This is a genomic window from Bacillus cereus group sp. MG20 (assembly GCF_040459885.1).
Lineage (GTDB): Bacteria > Bacillota > Bacilli > Bacillales > Bacillaceae_G > Bacillus_A > Bacillus_A cereus.
This window is the reverse complement of sequence record NZ_JARVHF010000001.1, coordinates 3,779,219-3,797,662: the sequence shown is the minus strand read 5'-3', so window position 1 is coordinate 3,797,662 and position 18,444 is coordinate 3,779,219. Positions and strand designations below refer to the sequence as shown.

Genomic DNA, 18,444 nt, shown 5'->3' with positions numbered 1-18,444 from the left:
GCCATCAATAAAAGTTTATGATGACTCTCTTATACATGTAAAATTAAACTAATATAACCTTAGCTTGATGAACATATACTGCTCCCCCAGAAGAAAAAAGCTACCACCTAGATGTAAAATCCTACTAGGTGGTAGCCTTTCAAAATTTCTATTAAAGCAATACCGAATCTTTATCACTATCCTGATTACGTTTCTCGCGCTCTTCTTCTAAGCGCTTCATATACACTTCGCCTTCTTTTTCGATAAACTCATTATCCATATCTTGCTCTTTTTTCGAAGTATATAAAACCATGTAGCCACTTAGTACAATCCCGACAATTACAAGATAAACCCACCATGGTAAAGTTTCCAAATCACTTCATTCCTTTCCTTAGACAAGCCTTATTAGTTTCACTTTATGAGGAAAGAAGTGGATTTATGCTTAAAATTTTTATTGTGGATGCTTCGCGAAAAATGCTTGTACATATTCCATAAACTCAATTGGTTCCTGACGAAACGGTGCGTGGTATCCTTTTTCAATAATATGAAACGTACTATTTGCAAATAGCCCATGATACAGTTCACCATTTTTCCAAGAAACACTTTTATCATGTCGTCCCCATATAATTAAAGTCGGTACCTTAATTTTATCAGCTTCCATCGCAATGCGGCGCTCTCTCATTTTCGTAAGCTGATTATAATGCTCTTTATCATCACGACTATTTTTTACTTCATTTTTATTATACTTCGTAATCTCAGTTACAGTTTGTAAGTCCGTCGATAGCGGTGGTACTTCATAACTTTCTTTTCGCTGGAAAGACTCTATCCCTGTAGCATCCGCCAAGATGAGATGCGTCACTGCATCCGGATATAAATACGCTAAATTAAGGGACATCTCTCCGCCCATCGAATGGCCGAGCACCGCAAACTGATCGTATCCGAGCTTCTTCATTAACTTATAATATAAATTCACTTGCGCAGGAAACGAATACTGAAAATCAACCGGCTTAGAAGAACGCCCAAACCCTAAAATATCAACCGCAATAATCGTATGATCTCGCACTAGTTCCGGATAAATATCACTAAACCCATCAGAAGAACCACCAAACCCATGCAACATAAGTAAAGGAGGTTTTCCCTCACCAATTTGTTTAAAATAAATCGTCTGTCCATCAATTTGCGCCATACTCTCTTTCGTATTCAGCTTCATCATAACAGTATCTTTCACTTCTCCAACCTTCGCAATCGGCTTCTCAACGAAGTTACAAACAATTAACAAAACGAGCACAATACCGCTAATCATATAAAACTTAAACCTTTTCAAAGTTCCCGTCTCCTTTCTCTTGTTGCTATTTAAAAGTTTTTACATTTTTTGGTTATTTTATGTTCTCTTTTTAATTGTAACTGAAATGGTTACAATTATACTAAAAAAATATAACTCATTTCTATTACTAATGGTTATTCTGTAACTATTATAGTTACATATTTAAAGTAAGTCAATTCTTTTCTCTACATGGCCTGAAAATAGAAAAAGGGACTTCATGTTGAAGTCCCTTTCTTTGTTATTATAGTTGGCTTACTCCGCCGTCGCCTTTATTATCTGCTGGTGCTCCGCCTGTGTCACCAATGTTAACGTAGTCTGGTCTTGCTGGTGCTCCTCCGTCGCCAATATTAACTGCTTGCTGTGTAGTAGAAGAAAAATTAAATCCCAATGAAAGAATCCCTACAAAAATTAATCCTTTTGCTATTACGCCTACTTTTTTCATTATTTCAACGCCCCTTTTTCTAAATGTTTTTTCTGTGCTTGATTATTTATATAAAAATATTTACTTGCCTTTACATGGTTTTCTTCTTTATAAAATTGCATAGCTAAAATCTCAGTATATTCTTGAATACAATCCAACAAACCTTCTTTCTCAAAATATAAAATCCCATTTAAAATAGTGGATTCTAATAATACACTAGAAGTCTTTTGATTCATTTCCTTTAAAATTACAAAACGGTGCTGAAATTCTTTATTTTGTATCTTATTACATATATCTAATCCTTTTTCAATTAATTCAGCGGCAGTATCGATTTTTCCAATTTTGTAATATTCACGTGCTAATACAAACATTGCTTTGAAATGTTTGGGATTACTTTTTATTACTTCTACTAAATGTCGAATTGCTAAACTCGAAAGGTTTTGACTTGCATATAACCATGCTAAATTATGACGAACCATTGTAATAAATCTTTCATTATCTATCTTTTGAAATACATTTAATGCCAAATTCAACTTCTCTTCGGCTTGTTCATATTGCTTTAAATCAATACAAGCCATTGCAAAAATATTCTCACACAAAGCAATACAAACTTCATAGCCAGGATGTTTTTCATATTCATCTTTTGCTAAACGTATTTGATCAATCGCCATCAATGGTTTATACGTTTGATAAGACAAATATGCAAATCTATAATTGAATTCAGCATGTTCCAACGAAGATGTTATATATTTCAGTAATTTCCCAGCCTCTTCAAAGTGATTTTGTGACTCAATGTAATTTGATATATACATTGCATGAATACCTTTAAATAAGTGATAATAATGTGTTAAAAGTGCGTCATCAGGAATTATAAAGGTATTAATTTCATCAAAACTATTCCTTGTAATACTCAAACTATCAATTAGCACATGATAACGGAATTTTAATAATGCTTGATAAAATGCTGCATACTGATCTTCTTTAATATAAATAATCTTGGACTCTATTTCTTCATTTAGCGCTTTTGCTTTAACCACATCTTGTTTTAACATTGAATGATACCAATCATCCAATAAGTGTTTCATTTGCTCCCTTGTTACTACATCTGCTCCCATACACTCGCATCCCCTTTTCTCCAAAATTACAAAATTAGGATTTTTATACAATTATCAAAATTGTATATTACCACTCCTTTTCTATGTATTGAAAAATAATTATCAGAAAATTTAATATTTTAATTATACCAAAGTTTTCCTTTTTGATGACTTGAGAAACAATTGTCAGAAAACTTAATAGAACAAATAAAAAAGCAAGCAGTTCCAGCACTTCGCTAAAACTACTTGCTCTCCTACTTACTATCTCTATTTTACGCTTTAATAAATTCCTTCGTACTTCTCACTGTATCAATTGGACGAACTAATTTTTCAATTTCTTCACGTTTTGGCTCTAGGAATGGAGGTAAAGATAATTTTTCGCCAAGCGTTTCGTATGGCTCATCTCCCATAAATCCTGGGCCATCTGTTGCGAATTCAAATAAGATTTGTGGTGCAACTCTTGCATATAATGATTCGAAGAAGTGACGGTTTACATATCCAGATGAAGGAAGTCCTACGCTACTGATTCTCTCAATCCATTCTTCTAATACAGCGCGATCTTCTACGCGGAATGCCGCATGGTGCACTGTACCAAAACCTTGTTGTGCTTCAGGAAGAACTGTATTATGTTCTACAATAACAGATGCACCGTTTCCGCCTTTGTTCACTTCAAATAAATAGAATTCCCCTTCTTGCGCAACCTCTTTAAATAATAGAACTTTTTCTAACACTTCTTTGAAGAAGCTAAAGTTTGCAATACGGATAAATACAGGCCCTAAACCAGTGATTGCATATTCTAATGGTACTGGCCCGTTTTGCCACGGTGTACCTGATTCGATTCCTTTATCAAGTTCATCTGAGATTAATTGATATTGTTGGTCATCAAAGTCAACGAAAGAAAGAGTTTTCTTACCAAATTGCTCTTTAATTCCTGTATGTTCTACTTCAAGACGGTCAAAGCGTTTCACCCAATACTCTAATGCTGCATCAGTCGGAACACGGAATGAAGTTTTTGAAATTTCATTTGTACCGTGTACTCCTTTCGGAACACCTGGGAAATCAAAGAATGTCATATCTGTTCCTGCACTACCTTTATCATCTGCAAAGAATAAATGATACGTTTGAATATCATCTTGGTTTACTGTTTTCTTAACTAAACGCATTCCTAAAACGTGAGTGAAAAACTCATAGTTCTTTTCTGCACTACTTGTAATCGCTGTAACGTGGTGAATTCCTTTTAATTGGTTCATTTTATATTCCTCCAATGGGTTTCATTTATATGTTAAATTTGTATATTTTCTTCTATTACTTCTCTTCAATCGGTGCTAAATTCGCTTCAATCTCTGCACGCTGATCTTCTAAGAACGGTGGTAAATCAAGTTTTTCTCCTAAATGTTCCACATCTCCATCAACTGTAAACCCTGGTCCATCTGTCGCAATTTCAAAAAGGATTCCGTTTGATTCACGGAAATATAAGCTTTTAAAGTAGAAACGGTCGATGATTCCTGAAGACTGGAAGCCTCTTTGTTTCACCTGTTCTTCCCAATAAGCAAGCTCTGCATCGTTTTTCACGCGAATTGCTAAATGGTGAATGCTACCGCGGCCCGGCTTTTCAGTAGGACCATCTAAATATTTCACAACGATTTCTCCAAAAGCCTCTCCTTTAATGGATTGAAAAATTGCTTCCTCTTCGCTGCGGCTAACCTCTGTATAACCAAACATCTCTGTAAGTGTACTCGCCATTTTATCAAGTCTACGAACTGTCATTTCCACAGAACCCATTCCTTGAATTTGATGCTCTGCAGGAACTTCTGATTTCTCCCAAGTTTCCCAGTGCTCTACTTTTTCTCCGTTTGAAACGAGTAATACTAAGCGAAGACCTTCAGCATCCTCAAATTGCAAAGCAGGACGATTTGCATATGTTGTCATTTCACTATGTTTCACATCAAATTTTTCAAAGCGTTCTTTCCAGTAATGCAAGCTATCCTCTGAAGGAACGAGTAATCCAATTCGAGTAATCGCATTCGTACCGCGATATGTTCTTCCTACTAATGGAATTTCAAAAAATGATAATTCCGTACCTGGACTTCCTGTTTTATCTCCATAAAATAAGTGGTACATTGACGGATCATCTTGGTTTACTGTCATTTTCACACGACGCAAGCCAAGCACGTTTTTATAAAAGTGATTATTTTCATTTGCATTTTTCGTAACCATTGAAATGTGATGATGCCCTTTAATTTCATACATTGGTTATTCCTCCGTTTCGTTTTACTAGTCAAGTGATAACTAAAAAAATAACATTTCCCACAACTAATATGGTTTTTAGCTTTTCAATTTATTCTTAATTATGTTTTTGTAAATTCATCTTAGTTTTTACTGTATAAGTTACTTTGTTTTTTAATCGAAAACAACTGAGTGTATGTTTTTCATATGACTCAATCGCTTTCGTTACTATCACTTTACACCTCAATTGATTGAAAAGCAAGTGAAAAATCTCGAATTCAAGATTTTTTTGTTAAATAACATTTAGGGTGTAAAATCATTAATTTCTGGATAGCGTCACATCACTATCAAGCTAAAGACTCAAAGCTCTCCATGCCCATCAAGCTACCAAGAATACACTACCCCAAAAAGATAAAAATGAACTTCGTTGCTATAAAAGACAACTTTTTTGCTCCGAGGGAATTATAGAATTTTATATCTTTACAATTATTTATGGGGAGTTAATTCGTTTTTTTCAAGAATAAGTAATTTCTTAAATAGAAGTTCACGTACCTCTTCCTTATGATAATTAATTTTTGTTGATTGATAAGAAATTTAATGAATGATTATTCGAATATGCTTTCGTAAATGTTAAATGTAGTTTTTGGATAATGTTTGGTCAAGTTGATACTAATACCCTCGATAAACGAAAGAAAATTAAGAGTGTTCCGAGAAAAAGTAATTAAAAAACGCTCATTTACAGAAGAACATTATTCAAGTGAAGCCCTCTATAATTCAATTACAACTCCTTGAAAGTTTATGATACTATCCTGATCACACTTTTTATATTTAATGTTTTAAGGAAAAAAGCTATACTATAAGCGAAACTAAAAATTAGAAAGGAAATACCAGAACATGGAAAATTATATGCTATTTATCCTTACAGCACTCCTTATTATAATGATGCCTGGTCCCGGTTTTGCTTTAGTTACAAAAAACACTATCTCTCATGGTAGAAATGGTGGGATAAAGACCGTCTTAGGAACGGTATCTGGAATGATGATTCATACAATAATGGCTACACTAGGACTCTCTGCTATCTTAATGAAATTTGCTATGCTATTTACATTAATAAAATATGCTGGGGCATTTTATTTAATTTATTTAGCTGTAAAGTCAATTAAAAGTGCCTTTTCTAAACAAGAAAAGGTGTCAGGTTCAGTGGAGATAAACTCTAAGGATATTGGAACGGTTAAAAGTTTTAGACAAGGATTTACCACGGCAATCTTAAACCCAAAAACGGCTGTATTTTTCCTTAGTTTTCTACCCCAATTTATTGTGAGTAATCAAAGTCATTTCTTCCAATTTCTTTTGTTGGGATTCACATTTACGACTTTGACAGCAATATGGTATTTACTTTATATCTCTCTAATACGTCAATTAAGAACTTTTTTAAGAAAAGAAAAGGTGAACCGTACAATAGAGGGTATTACTGGCACAGTATTATTAGTATTTGGAGTTAGGCTATTTTTCCAAAAATAAATATGTAATAGAGAGAGTTTAAAACTTTCGGTTTTTCCAATAAATGAATCAATATAAAAAGTATGGCTTTCAAACAGTAAAAAAGTGAACAAACGGGTGTGTTTGTGGAATAAGCTTCAATAAAATAACCAAACTTTTTATAAAGAAGTGAATCGATTATATTAAAATTGATATAAAGGCGTTATCCTTTCCTATGATTTCTCAGAAAGAATAACGCCTTGCTCTTTTTAGAGGGTATTTTGTCTAGTTAGCTTGATAGCGATGTGGTTCTATCCCTTATAAAGTGAAACTTTAATCAGTGGGGGTTTTGTTCATCCCCCACTGATTATTAGTTGAACCAATCGGGCTTTTACGGACAGTTGATCCCCCACCTAACTTCTTTGCTTCCGCTGAATTTTGAGGTCGGGGTCTTACTGCCCGTTAATGCGGGATAAATGTTACAAAAACATTTATAATAGCTCTAACTTGCACAATGCTTCCCGTTAATATAATACGCTGATTCTGTGAAAACCGTAAATACAACCTCTACTTCTGGAAGTCCAAAATCCATTACATATGTAGTAATGGCCTTGGCAAATCGATCACGAATTTCCTGTCCACGCTCGAACCATTTCACTTCAATAAGAGGAAACGCTTCTATTTCTTCTCCATTGAATATAAACGTAGAACTTGGTAGTTCCAACGTAAAATTATCCGTACCACACTCACAAATCTCTGCGAGCTCTTCTACTAATGGCTTGCTTATGTGTTTTAATTGTTCAGTAGTAATTCCACGAAACACAATATGCGGCATGTAAATCCCTCCTTTAGATAGTTTTATATTTGCCCACATCATAGCACAATTCTCCCACCTTTTAACAAAAATAGATGCTAAACAAGTTTCAACTCTTATTTTTAGGCCTGTTATACAGGCTGAAGCGATTCTAAGTATCTGCCATATTAAAGTTGATATGCTCCCATTCTAGTGGTGAGATATGTTTTAATCGTTCTTCGTTAATCCCATGCGTACTTCTTAACTATTTCATTTAATTTTTAATAAAGAAAACAGCCTCACTAAGCTTTTAAAACTTAATGAGGCCACTTTATTCACACTTTTAATTATGGAACGTCGGTTTATAGAACGAACGATTATCAAGTGCAAAGACACGCTCTGTGTATTCACCTGGTTTTGTGCGTCCTAATGCGCGGTCCATCATGTTCATTTTTGCATCTAAGTTATCGATGTAGTGCAGAATTTCTGCTTCTTTTACTAATGGTGGTTTTGGGCTACCCCATTCTGCTTTTCCGTGGTGCGAAAGGACGATGTGTTGAAGAATTAATACTTCTTCTGCATCGATTTGCAATTCGTCTGCTGCTTTACCAATTTCGTTCACCATGATAGAAATGTGGCCTAGTAAGTTTCCTTCTAACGTATACGTTGTAGAAATTGGGCCAGATAGTTCAATTACTTTACCAAGGTCATGTAAAATAACGCCTGCATATAGTAAGTCTTTATCTAATGATGGGTATAGATTTGAAATAGCTTTCGCTAAATCTAGCATCGATACGACGTGATAAGCTAGTCCAGATACGAACTCGTGATGGTTCTTTGTCGCTGCTGGATATTCTAAAAATTCGTTTTGATGCTTATTTAACAAATGTCTTGTTAGACGTTGAATGTTCGGGTTTCTCATTTCAAATATGTATTGTGTAATTTTCTCAACCATATCTTCTTTTTTCACTGGTGCTTTTTCTACGAAATCCGAGATGTCTGTTACTTCATTTTCATTCGCAACACGGATTTGTTTCACACGTAATTGAATACGTCCTTTGTAGTTTAAAATATCACCAGCTACTTTAACGATTGTTTCTGCTACATATTGTTTCTCAACTTCTGGTGATACGTCCCATAGCTTCGCTTCAATATCTCCACTTGGATCTTGTAAGATTACTGTTAAAAATGGCTTTCCATTACTTGCAAGACCTTTTGTCGCTGTTTTAATTAACAAGAAAACATCGACTTGTTCACCAACTTCATATTCTGCAATTTTCTTTTTCATTCGAATTCCTCCACCAAATCAGTTACTTTTAGTATAGCATATCACAACTCATTTTCTTTACGCTTATGTGTTAATTTTACAATCTGTTTTTCTGTAAAATACGCGAGTAAATGCGCATGACATGTAAAGAAGATGACTTGTCTATCTTTTGCGATTTCCTTTATTAGTTCCATCGTTCGATCCGTCCTTACCGCATCAAAGTGCACGAAACTATCATCAATAATAAATGGGTGATCATGTTCAAATGTTTTCGCAAGTGCAAATCTCAGCGATAAATATAACTGCTCCGCTGTCGCTTGGCTTAGTTCATGACTGTAAAAACGTATACCGTCGTTACGTTCAACAACGAACGGCTCCGCCTCTGACGGTGAAAAGATTTTACTATAGCGTCCGCCCGTTAAATAGACGAAATACTCTTCTGATTTTTGTAAAATACGAGGCAGATGCACTTCATGATAATATTGCTTCGTTTTCGTTAACACCGTTTTTGCGGCCGCATAAGCAGCCCACTTCTTTACTTGTTCACGCAATTGCGCTTTTTTCATTTCACATTCATGCATTAAATCGCCGTACGTACTACCTTCTTCTAAATTCACAATTTCCATACGATGTTTCGCAATGCGCTCTGTCAGTTCTTTCTCTTGCGCCAGACAGTTTTGCACGACTGTAATTTCTCTCTTTAATTTCTCTTCATAACCGTCAGCTTCGTAATGTTCAGCTAATGATAAACTCTTTAAACGCTGTTCTAACAGATCAATTTGCGGTAATAAACGCACTACTTGTTTCTCAGCATCTTCACGTTTTTCCGCTAGTTTACCTGCTTCTAAAAACATCTCTTCATCTGTAGCCTCTGCAATATGCCATAAACTGTCTCGTTCTACTAGCAATTGCTTTAATTGTTCTTGCATAAACTCATATTCTTCTTGCCATTCCGCCAGTTTTTCTTTTAACTGCTTACAAGTTTGGCGCTTCTCTTTCTCATTTTGCATACGACTTTGTGCCCCGTGTAGCTTACTATACTCCGCACTACCGATAACAGCTTCTAGTTTCTGTTCAAAATGCGAAATCATTTCATATAATGAAGATTTTCGCGTGCCTTGTTTTTCTAACTCCCGATATAATTGCTGCATTTTTTCAATACGCTCAAACGCTGGCAATATGTGTGCATACGTATAAAATTCTGGGAACATATAGCGCGTTTTATATGCATCTACTTGTTCTCCTGCCTGGAACGTTTCTCTCTCCCATTCCTCATACGATGAAACGACTTTATCATAAGCTCGCTCCATTTGCTGCAATTTATAAGACTCACGCTCAAATAGCTTACGAATTTCTTCATCTTTTTCTAACTGATAGCGAACAGACATCGCTTCTTCACTTTGTCTCCCGCCAGCACTTTGCCGAAGAGTAAGAAGCTCTTCTTGTAATCCGCTTGATGGATCTTTATATAAAACAAGAGCAAGGACAATCCCTACAAAAACAATAACACTAATAAATAAGAGCGGGCGGTTATCAATAAATAAACTCGTGAATAAAACAAGCGTGTTAATAAGAAGTAACAGAAGACAAATTCTTTGCCACTGCTTTTTCTTTTGCATAGCCGCTCCTGCTTTTTCTTCATACTTACGTTTCATTCTCTCTGCACCCATACCGATAAACGCCGCGTCTTGGAACGATTTCTCTTTCTCAACTAACGTATTTCGCTCTTCATCAACTAACATTTGTTTCTGAATCTGTCTTATATTTTCTTCTTGTTCTTCTAATTGCTCTTGCGCTACTTTAAAACGATCATCAAGCTGTGCTTTTTGCGTTTCTAATTCACGTGCCTTTTGCACGGTTTGCGTAATTAATTCTTTCGTTGCCAAACTCATGTCAAACGCAAGAACCGCTTCCTTTTCAAAAGTAGCACCAATTTGTTGTTCTAGTTCTGCAATTTCTTCTTTTATATTCGTAATACTTCCTGTCATATCACGCATTTCTTGGCACGCATTTTCATAAGACAAATGCTGCATACGAAGTTCTTCTACATAACTTTCTTTTTGTAAAAACTCTTCATTTATTTGAATCGAGGCAATTTCCGATTGCACTGTCTCGATTTTCTTATGGAGCGAATCAACTTGTAACTGAAGCGGCTCCATCTTCGCCTTAATCGCTTCATAGCGCGCCATTCCGTTTACAGGAAACTGTCTGCTCTCATTTTCTAACACTTTCTCATGCGCACGCTTTTCAATAACGAGTGGCTCTAGCGCTGCTAATATTTCATAATCTTGCTTTCGCCTTTCTGCACTCTCTTTCTCTCCGCGAACAGAAGCAAGTTTCTCTTCACTTTCTTTTAATTGCTCGACTTGTTTTTCATACGTGCCAATTTTCCCTTGCCACTCTTTCATCTTCTCTTCAAGTTTCTTCATTTCTTGCAGTGACACGTTAATTTCCGGTTTACGCCCACTCGGTTTAAAGCGTTGATCCATTTCTTTTTCTAGCTTTTTATCTAACTGTAATAGCGCATCGCTTCCGACTGCACTTGCCGAAAATAAATAATTGCCAATATCCGCTTCGCCGAGCTGATGAATATTTTGAAGACCATGCATATCAAATAAAAAGACCGATTCAAATAAACTTTCATTCATCCCGCTTAATATGTCGTTTAAAATCTCCTCGCCGCCCGTTTTCCCGTCTTCAAAATAAACGGTCACCTCGCCAGCTGCCGTCTTTGGCAATCGTTCAATTTTCAAACGACCGTATTGCTCTGTTTGCACAGTCAGCGCACCGCCATACTTCCCGCCTTCTTTCGGCTCATAACGGCGCTGTCCTCTCGTCGGAAAACCGAACAGAATACTTTTCATAAACGAGCGAATTGTCGATTTCCCCGCTTCATTTTCACCGTATAGCACCGTCAGCAAGGAAAGATCCATTTCCACATTTTCTAATTTTCCATACCCATAAATATGGAGTTTTTCAATTTTCATTTTTTATCCCTCTCTTGCTGGAATAATTGTTCTAAAATAATATTTTCTGCTTCCTTTTGAATCTCTTTCTTCTCGTCTTCTGTAAAAGATTCAATACTATTACGTGCTACAGGAGATGTCCAAATCGTGCGCAATACGCCGTCCATATTTGTGAAAGCTTCTAACTCTTTTAGCACACTACCGACGAAATGATTTTCTGCTTTCAAACGTTCGATTTCTGCAAAAGAAACCGTCTCATTTTTCCACTTCATTGCATATACGAAATCTTTTCTCTCTTCGCCAGATGCTAAAATGTGAAAAATCTCTTCCACACGCTTTTCGTCACGCAAATAAGGAGAAAGTGGGCCCTGCCCTGTGAATACGACAGTTAAAAGCGTCCCTTCCTCTTCTCTTCGGCAATCATTCATCGCAGTTGACATGCTCGTCATAAGTTCATCAACATTTTCAAGTCCATCAATACAAACTTCGATCTCATCCCATACAACATCTGCCGTATGGAAAAATGAACACTGCGTTCCTTGTTTCGTAAGTTCAATAAGGTACGCACCCTTCTCGCCTGTTTCCTTACGATGACGACCTTGTATGTTTCCTGGATAAATAATGTATGGCTCTTCTGATAAAATTTCACGTTTATGTATATGGCCAAGAGCCCAATAATCAAACTGTTTTTCTTTCAATTCACGAATTTGAAACGGTGCATAGCGATTATGCTCTGCATCTCCTTCCACACTTCCGTGAAGCATGCCAATATGAAAAGGCGCATCACTCATTTTCGTATACTGCGCTGTCATATTATCCGTTACCGCTTGCTGCAAATAACTAAACCCATAAATAGAAGCTAATAGCTCACCATTTTTATAAAATGATTTCTCTTCTACATAAGGATCGGTAAACACATGAACATTTTCCGGAAACTCAATTGCTGCCCAGCTTCCCCCTAAATGATCATGGTTACCGTGAATAATAAAAACAGGGATATCGTACTGCGAAAGTCTCTTCATTTGCTCACGCACAAACACTTGCGCCCTCAAACTTCTCGTCTCCGCATCATACAAATCCCCAGCTAGTAATACGAAATCAACGCGCTCTTGAATCGCTTTATCAACAATACGCTCAAATGATTCAAACGTACTTTGCTTCATTCTCTCCCAAACAGACTGCGCAACATTCATCTCCATTCCTTTAAACGGACTATCCAAATGCAAATCAGCCGCATGTATAAACTTTACTTGTTTCACAAATAACGATCCTTTCTATCTTTCAAAAGTTTCATTTTATTAAAATTAACATCGCTGAAAACTAATAATCATCGACAATGAAAATATTCTCGATGATTAAAGTTTCATTCTATTTTACCACGCAATGTCATATATTTCTTTGCATATTGTAGCGTTTTATGTCAAAATAATTATAAGATTCTGATTTTAATTATTGGAGGGAATTTTCATGGGAGTATACGTTCTAACAGTCTTTGAAAAAGATGGTTCAAAAGCATTAGACGAATCATTCGAGGCGGCAACTGAAAAAGAAGCGAAAGCAAAAGGTGAATCTATTTTACAAGAAAAAGGATTGTATGAAAAAACACATCGCTGTACATCTACTGCAGGTAAGCTCGTTTTATTCCAGCGCTAAAAAAAAGAAGCGTCATCCGCTTCTTTTTCACTCTACTATATCTTCGTCACACCACGTAAACACCACATCTAGAATGCGATTACCAATACGTACGCGTTTATTCCATTTACCTGTTTGGATCTGATGTTGCAATTCAGCTTTCATCTTTTCCGTCCAGTCGTGAATCGTTTCACTACCGTCGTACGGATATACGCTCGGAAACTCTTTCTGCAGTAGATGCAAGCTCTCTGCATCAAAATGAAAATGGAAGAAGTAGTTTGCTGTAAGCGATGGTTCTTGCAATCGTAAAAAATGATCATCAATTTGCTTTCTATTTCTATAGAAAGTAAAGATATTCACTTTACCGCTAGTAATTTGGTCAATTTGAATTTCGTGCTTCTCTATAATCACGTCTTGCCCACCTCGTTGTATACTACCTTTAGTATATATGTCTTTTGCAACAAAGTTAACCATTTTCGCGCGAAATTCATTTCCTTCATTATAATTCCTGTACCTCCAAGTATAATCAGGACAAATAAAAACAAAGTTGAAGGGGAGCGATCACATGTATTTCGGAAGCAAAGGTTGGTATGTAAAAGAACTTAAAAAATTAGGTATCCGTACTTATGAAGGTAAAAAACTAGAATCTTATCGTACGCATGTGTTATCTAGTTTACTTGAGAGGATGAAGAAGGCTTCGGCTTAATAGAAAAACACCTCCCGAATTCGCATACTAAGTATGCAAATTCAATGGAGGTGTTTTTATCAGTTTTCATAAAAGATTTTTTGCTTCCGCTGGAACGGATACGTTTTAATCTCAGCTGTATCTAAATCTTCATTGAATAAATGAATGGCTATAATTTGTCTACAATCGTAAGTATGGTAATAATATGTTCCAGACTCCATACACATTGCACTTGTATAGATCGTATTATCTAATATACCGTCTTCTGTTATTACTGCCCCCTTAGGAACCTCACAATTTGATAAGATATGAAAAATAGCCGATATCCCCTCTTCTTCGTTCTCTATACTTTGAATGTTTTGTTTGCCATATGCTGCCCGTACAAATCTTGATGGCGGGGTGAAATCTCCAGGAAGTCCCATCGTTCCTGAACCTTGGCCAAAAGCACTTAATGGTACATCTCCCCACTCAGTTGGCGCAAATGGCTGCGATTTAAGTCCAATATATTGTCTTAAATTTTGTAAATGCCAATTAAACTCCGGACTATTAGTCATTACTCCTATTGGATTGTCATACACTTTTATTCCATCAACTGTCGGCTCAAGTACAATACACGCTCCCGATTTATCTGCTAAAATCCAATGTAGCGGTGGCGTAATTCCTAAAACTGGTAATGGCACATCTATAAAGGCAATGTTATCAATATATTTTCTTAATTCTTCAACAGAATTGAACTGCGTGAGGCTCCAAGTCACAAAATCAAATGGCGCTACATTCGTTTTATTGCTATCTATATGATTACTATAAGTAGCAAATCCTGGGAAATAGAGAGTTGCACATGTCATACCAGTTTCATTTACTCCGTCCGCCATCATGACCCTTCCTCCAAAATTAATTCCCATTCCGACAACAGCCTTTTTCGCTCGGATCGTTTCACCAGTTATATTGTTCCACTGATAACGCCGAGGAATGATTATTACTTCTTGATTCATATCTAATGTGAAATCCATTGTTCTCGCAAAAAGATGTTGGAAATTTTTAGTTTGTAACGTCAAACTAGTACACATGAAGAAATCCCCCCATTTTATAGTTATATACACATTTTATAAAATTCTGATAAATACGTAAATTAAAAACCCTATTTATCACTAACAAAATAACCACCCTAACCCAAAATGCTATAATAAACCCAATGAAACTAAGGGGGGCAAATTACTTTGCTTGGAACATGCATTCAATTTCATAAGTTTGGCAATCCAAAAGACGTATTACAAGTTGAATATAAAAATATAGAACCACTGAAAGATAATGAAGTTTTCGTTCGTATGCTAGTTAGACCGATTAATCCATCTGACTTAATTCCCATCACTGGAGCATACGCACATAGAATCCCTTTGCCTAACATACCTGGTTATGAAGGTGTTGGTATTGTAGAAGATGTAGGTGCTTTTGTTTCTAGAGAGCTTATCGGTAAACGTGTGTTACCTTTACGCGGGGAAGGTACTTGGCAAGAATATGTGAAGACATTAGCTGATTTTGTAGTCCCTATTCCTGATTCCATTGATGATTTTACAGCGGCACAAATGTATATTAATCCACTTACTGCGTGGGTTACATGTACGGAAACGCTAAACTTAAAACGGAATGACGTTTTATTAGTAAATGCTTGCGGATCCGCTATTGGCCATCTATTTGCACAGTTATCTCAAATTTTAAACTTCCGATTCATTGCGGTGACAAGAAATAATAAACATACAGAGAAATTACTTCAGCTTGGCGCTCATCATGTAATAGATACTTCCACTGCCCCGCTTTATGAAACAGTTATGGAGTTAACAAACGGGATCGGTGCGGATGCTGCAATTGATTCTATCGGGGGACCGGATGGAAATGAATTAGCTTTTTCCTTAAGGCCAAACGGACACTTTTTAACGATAGGTCTTCTATCGGGCGTACAAGTAAACTGGGCAGAGATTGTCACGAAAGCAAAAGTGCACGCGAACATATTTCATTTACGACATTGGAATAAAGAAGTGTCACCATATAAATGGCAAGAGACGTTTCGTCATTTAATTCACTTAGTAGAAAATAAGCAATTACGTTTTATGAAAGTACATTCTACGTATGGATTAGCGGATGTGAAAGCGGCAGTTGATGTTGTACAGTCCGCTGAGAAAACGAAAGGGTAACTAACTGTTACGATTTATTTAACCAATTATAACGAAAGTTAATTAAATATATCAGTAAGCCCTGCTAGTCAAGTGATTGGCTAGTAGTGAGGGTTAACTGCGGGCAATCCCTAAAGCTGATTGAACTACAACGTGGCTAGAAATAGTGAGCGTGAATGTCGCGAAAGCAGAAAAAATCAATCAGATTGTGCAAGGTTAAATCCTAAACACTAGAACAATGGGTCTTCCGCCTCGAATCATCTAAGTCAAAAGTGATAAGATGAACGTTCAACGACTATCTCGTATAACTGACGAGAGTACATCACAAGCCTATGGTGGTGGAAAAATCCTCTATCTCTAAGTAGATAAACATATAGTCTGCGCTCATGTGAAAACATGAGAAGTTCATAAGAGAACTGGCTAAGGAATTGCGCCCTTAGTTGAACAAGATAAATTTTATTGAATCTATCAAACTTTATTGATTTTATCGAACGTACGTGCTATGTTTGGTTCGATGAGGTGAGAATAATAATGAAATTTTCACGAGTTAGTCAAGTATCGGAATTAACAGGTTTGCATCCGAGTGGTCTCAGGAGAATGCTGGTGGAACACGCTACGATTCAGAAGAACAAATCTTTATTAAAGGAGTTACATTCTGATGATATTGGCGAAGAAAGTCAGACTAATTCCAACGCCTGAACAAGAACAAGTGCTAAAAAAACATGCCGGTGCTGCAAGATTCGCTTATAACTATTGTAAAAGAATGAGTGATAGATACTATAAGCTATTTGGAAAATCTGTTTCACAGTTAGCTTTACAGAAACGATTTACAAAGATTAAGAAGCGAAAGAGATATGAGTGGTTAAAAGACATTAATGCACAAGTTCCCAAACAGGCTTCAAAAGATTTTGATACGGCGAGAAAACATTCGTTCAAAAAGTACAAAAATGGTTCTCACACTTCTTATAAATCCAAAAAAGATTTAATTCAAGGATTTTATGCCAATTATGAAAGACTGGTTATAGGAAAGAAAGTAGTTCATATTCAGTCTATTGGAGAAGTGAAAACAAGCCAACAACTACCAAGAAATAAAAAACCATCCAACCCAAGAGTTACCTTTGACGGTCGTCACTGGTGGATGAGTGTAGGGTTCCAAGAAGACTTTGAATCACAAGAACTAACCGATGAGTCGATTGGTGTGGATGTTGGTTTAAAAGAGCTTTTTGTAGCTTCTAATGGTATGAAAGAACGAAATATAAACAAAGATGCCAAGGTTAAAAAACTTTTGAAAAGGAAAAAGTCAGCACAAAGAGATATGTCTAGGAGATTTAAAAAAGGTGTAAAAATTCAATCTACCGGATATGAAAAAGCGAAAGCTCAGCACCTGCGATTATCTAGGAAAATTACGAATATCCGAAATAACCATATCCATCAAGCAACAGCTAAATTGGTGAAAACCAAACCAATGAGGATTGTTGTGGAAGACTTACCTATCTCAAACCTGTTAAAAAACAAAAAACTATCGAAAGCATTTTCATTTCAAAAATTAAACTTCTTCTTTCAATGTTTATCATACAAGTGTGAGAAGTACGGCATTGCGTATGTAAAAGCTGATAAATGGTTCGCTTCAAGCAAGATTTGTTCATGTTGCGGAGTTAAATACGACCATTCAGTTCAACCAGAAGGACAGTGGAGTTTAAAGATTCGTGAGTGGCGTTGTGCTTCATGTAATAGCCATCACGATAGGGATGTAAATGCTGCGATAAATTTATCAAGATGGGTAAAATAAATGCTTGATAATAGGAGGTAACGATACTGCCTCGTGTGGAGTGTTATACCCCTCGTCCCTTTGGGGCTGCGAGAACACTTTGAAGCACTAACTTGTGTAAATTTGATTGAATTGTATAGATTTAGTTAAGTTTATCGTATCGGAAAGTGTTTTTGACGAGTTATTAAATGCAAAAGAAGAAGTCTTTTGCATTTACCTTTTAAATAGACTAGATAGTACGTTTAGCAGTCTATAATTGTAATTTTTTGGTACAATTATATTGAAAGGTAAAAGGAGCTTCTAACATGTGGTTCATTTCGGCAATTTGGCCTATTATACTAGTCGGGGGAATTGTAGTATTTGTAATAAAAAGATTGGAACATAAATATAAGCACGGCAAATTGGGTAAGAAAAAATCAAAAGAGACTCAACTGTTATTAGACAGTTTCATACCTATAGGAATGCTTGTCGGCTGTATAATTGGTTTGATTTTCGGCATGTTTTCCCCAGATTTCTCACTACTTTCAATTAGTTTAGGATCCGGAATAGGCTATTTATTTGGTTTTTTTGCCTATAAATTTTATAGCAAGACAGGAAACAACCTCTCATAATCCAAAAAGAATAAGCGGAACAGTACATAGT

At 36.1% G+C, this 18,444-nt stretch carries 18 protein-coding genes; 6 read left to right on the top strand and 12 right to left on the bottom strand.

Features of this window, described 5'->3' with window-relative positions:
- Positions 1-151: 151 nt before the first annotated feature.
- From QCI81_RS19480 to QCI81_RS19455, 6 genes are all read right to left on the bottom strand, one after another.
- Positions 152-352, bottom strand: coding sequence for a sporulation YhaL family protein (locus tag QCI81_RS19480; RefSeq protein ID WP_000449223.1), 201 nt, complete (start codon positions 350-352; stop codon positions 152-154).
- A 78-nt stretch (positions 353-430) separates the two neighbouring features.
- Positions 431-1,303 carry an alpha/beta fold hydrolase gene (locus QCI81_RS19475; protein WP_071731876.1) on the bottom strand — a complete coding sequence of 291 codons (873 nt, stop codon included), beginning with the start codon at positions 1,301-1,303 and terminating at the stop codon, positions 431-433.
- Positions 1,304-1,544: 241 nt separating this feature from the next.
- Positions 1,545-1,745, bottom strand: coding sequence for a Phr family secreted Rap phosphatase inhibitor (locus QCI81_RS19470; RefSeq protein WP_071731875.1), 201 nt, complete (start codon positions 1,743-1,745; stop codon positions 1,545-1,547).
- On the bottom strand, positions 1,745-2,839 hold the full coding sequence (locus tag QCI81_RS19465; protein ID WP_071731874.1) for a response regulator aspartate phosphatase: 1,095 nt from the start codon (positions 2,837-2,839) through the stop codon (positions 1,745-1,747). Before QCI81_RS19465 ends, QCI81_RS19470 begins: the two co-directional genes overlap by 1 nt.
- A 251-nt stretch (positions 2,840-3,090) precedes the next feature.
- The gene (locus QCI81_RS19460; protein ID WP_071731873.1) at positions 3,091-4,068 is read right to left on the bottom strand and encodes a ring-cleaving dioxygenase; all 978 of its coding nucleotides are present in this window, start codon (positions 4,066-4,068) and stop codon (positions 3,091-3,093) included.
- Positions 4,069-4,123: 55 nt separating this feature from the next.
- A complete protein-coding gene (locus QCI81_RS19455) occupies positions 4,124-5,068 on the bottom strand; it encodes a ring-cleaving dioxygenase (RefSeq protein ID WP_023521346.1) in 945 nt (314 codons plus the stop codon).
- A gap of 870 nt (positions 5,069-5,938) precedes the next feature.
- Here QCI81_RS19455 and QCI81_RS19450 point away from each other — a divergent pair.
- Positions 5,939-6,565 carry a LysE family translocator gene (locus tag QCI81_RS19450; RefSeq protein WP_000433011.1) on the top strand — a complete coding sequence of 209 codons (627 nt, stop codon included), beginning with the start codon at positions 5,939-5,941 and terminating at the stop codon, positions 6,563-6,565.
- A 460-nt stretch (positions 6,566-7,025) separates the two neighbouring features.
- Here QCI81_RS19450 and QCI81_RS19445 read toward each other — a convergent pair whose 3' ends face one another.
- The 4 genes from QCI81_RS19445 to QCI81_RS19430 all read right to left on the bottom strand — a co-directional run bounded on the left by QCI81_RS19445 (position 7,026) and on the right by QCI81_RS19430 (position 12,808).
- On the bottom strand, positions 7,026-7,358 hold the full coding sequence (locus tag QCI81_RS19445) for a DUF1904 family protein (protein ID WP_023521344.1): 333 nt from the start codon (positions 7,356-7,358) through the stop codon (positions 7,026-7,028).
- 301 nt (positions 7,359-7,659) lie between these two features.
- Positions 7,660-8,604, bottom strand: coding sequence for a 3'-5' exoribonuclease YhaM (gene yhaM, locus QCI81_RS19440; protein ID WP_000726652.1), 945 nt, complete (start codon positions 8,602-8,604; stop codon positions 7,660-7,662).
- A gap of 41 nt (positions 8,605-8,645) precedes the next feature.
- Positions 8,646-11,570 (bottom strand): ATP-binding protein, encoded by a 2,925-nt coding sequence (locus tag QCI81_RS19435; protein ID WP_071731872.1) that lies wholly within the window; start codon positions 11,568-11,570, stop codon positions 8,646-8,648.
- On the bottom strand, positions 11,567-12,808 hold the full coding sequence (locus QCI81_RS19430) for a metallophosphoesterase family protein (protein WP_023521342.1): 1,242 nt from the start codon (positions 12,806-12,808) through the stop codon (positions 11,567-11,569). The genes QCI81_RS19435 and QCI81_RS19430 overlap by 4 nt, the downstream gene beginning before the upstream one ends.
- Positions 12,809-13,016: 208 nt before the next feature.
- On the opposite strand from QCI81_RS19430, the gene QCI81_RS19425 reads away from it, so the two are divergent.
- Positions 13,017-13,202 carry a YhzD family protein gene (locus QCI81_RS19425; protein ID WP_000539552.1) on the top strand — a complete coding sequence of 62 codons (186 nt, stop codon included), beginning with the start codon at positions 13,017-13,019 and terminating at the stop codon, positions 13,200-13,202.
- A gap of 27 nt (positions 13,203-13,229) precedes the next feature.
- On the opposite strand, the gene QCI81_RS19420 is transcribed toward QCI81_RS19425, so the two are convergent.
- Positions 13,230-13,592: a hypothetical protein gene (locus QCI81_RS19420; RefSeq protein ID WP_000582785.1), complete on the bottom strand. Its 363-nt coding sequence runs from the start codon at positions 13,590-13,592 to the stop codon at positions 13,230-13,232.
- Between the two features lie 154 nt (positions 13,593-13,746).
- Here QCI81_RS19420 and QCI81_RS19415 point away from each other — a divergent pair, with 154 nt between their 5' ends.
- The gene (locus QCI81_RS19415) at positions 13,747-13,887 is read left to right on the top strand and encodes a YflJ family protein (RefSeq protein ID WP_000273536.1); all 141 of its coding nucleotides are present in this window, start codon (positions 13,747-13,749) and stop codon (positions 13,885-13,887) included.
- Between the two features lie 59 nt (positions 13,888-13,946).
- Here QCI81_RS19415 and bsh read toward each other — a convergent pair whose 3' ends face one another.
- Entirely contained in the window at positions 13,947-14,933 is a 987-nt protein-coding gene (gene bsh, locus QCI81_RS19410) for a choloylglycine hydrolase (protein ID WP_071731871.1), read from the bottom strand.
- Positions 14,934-15,083: 150 nt separating this feature from the next.
- Between bsh and QCI81_RS19405 the strand changes: the two genes are divergently transcribed.
- The 3 genes from QCI81_RS19405 (at position 15,084) to QCI81_RS19395 (ending at position 18,413) form a co-directional block, all read left to right on the top strand.
- Positions 15,084-16,055, top strand: coding sequence for a zinc-dependent alcohol dehydrogenase family protein (locus tag QCI81_RS19405; RefSeq protein WP_071731870.1), 972 nt, complete (start codon positions 15,084-15,086; stop codon positions 16,053-16,055).
- Between the two features lie 637 nt (positions 16,056-16,692).
- Positions 16,693-17,823, top strand: a complete 1,131-nt coding sequence (locus tag QCI81_RS19400; RefSeq protein ID WP_071731869.1) for an RNA-guided endonuclease InsQ/TnpB family protein — start codon at positions 16,693-16,695, stop codon at positions 17,821-17,823.
- 284 nt (positions 17,824-18,107) lie between these two features.
- Positions 18,108-18,413, top strand: coding sequence for a hypothetical protein (locus QCI81_RS19395; RefSeq protein WP_071731868.1), 306 nt, complete (start codon positions 18,108-18,110; stop codon positions 18,411-18,413).
- Positions 18,414-18,444 lie beyond the last annotated feature (31 nt).

What these genes read in the sequence shown, in the direction of transcription:
- QCI81_RS19445 (WP_023521344.1), bottom strand. Translation starts at nt 7,358, where the DNA reads ATGCCGCATATTGTGTTTCGTGGAATTACTACTGAACAATTAAAACAC.
- QCI81_RS19400 (WP_071731869.1), top strand. Translation starts at nt 16,693, where the DNA reads ATGATATTGGCGAAGAAAGTCAGACTAATTCCAACGCCTGAACAAGAA.
- QCI81_RS19450 (WP_000433011.1), top strand. Translation starts at nt 5,939, where the DNA reads ATGGAAAATTATATGCTATTTATCCTTACAGCACTCCTTATTATAATG.
- QCI81_RS19425 (WP_000539552.1), top strand. Translation starts at nt 13,017, where the DNA reads ATGGGAGTATACGTTCTAACAGTCTTTGAAAAAGATGGTTCAAAAGCA.
- yhaM (WP_000726652.1), bottom strand. Translation starts at nt 8,604, where the DNA reads ATGAAAAAGAAAATTGCAGAATATGAAGTTGGTGAACAAGTCGATGTT.
- QCI81_RS19395 (WP_071731868.1), top strand. Translation starts at nt 18,108, where the DNA reads ATGTGGTTCATTTCGGCAATTTGGCCTATTATACTAGTCGGGGGAATT.
- QCI81_RS19455 (WP_023521346.1), bottom strand. Translation starts at nt 5,068, where the DNA reads ATGTATGAAATTAAAGGGCATCATCACATTTCAATGGTTACGAAAAAT.
- QCI81_RS19435 (WP_071731872.1), bottom strand. Translation starts at nt 11,570, where the DNA reads ATGAAAATTGAAAAACTCCATATTTATGGGTATGGAAAATTAGAAAAT.
- QCI81_RS19470 (WP_071731875.1), bottom strand. Translation starts at nt 1,745, where the DNA reads ATGAAAAAAGTAGGCGTAATAGCAAAAGGATTAATTTTTGTAGGGATT.
- QCI81_RS19415 (WP_000273536.1), top strand. Translation starts at nt 13,747, where the DNA reads ATGTATTTCGGAAGCAAAGGTTGGTATGTAAAAGAACTTAAAAAATTA.
- QCI81_RS19460 (WP_071731873.1), bottom strand. Translation starts at nt 4,068, where the DNA reads ATGAACCAATTAAAAGGAATTCACCACGTTACAGCGATTACAAGTAGT.
- QCI81_RS19465 (WP_071731874.1), bottom strand. Translation starts at nt 2,839, where the DNA reads ATGGGAGCAGATGTAGTAACAAGGGAGCAAATGAAACACTTATTGGAT.
- bsh (WP_071731871.1), bottom strand. Translation starts at nt 14,933, where the DNA reads ATGTGTACTAGTTTGACGTTACAAACTAAAAATTTCCAACATCTTTTT.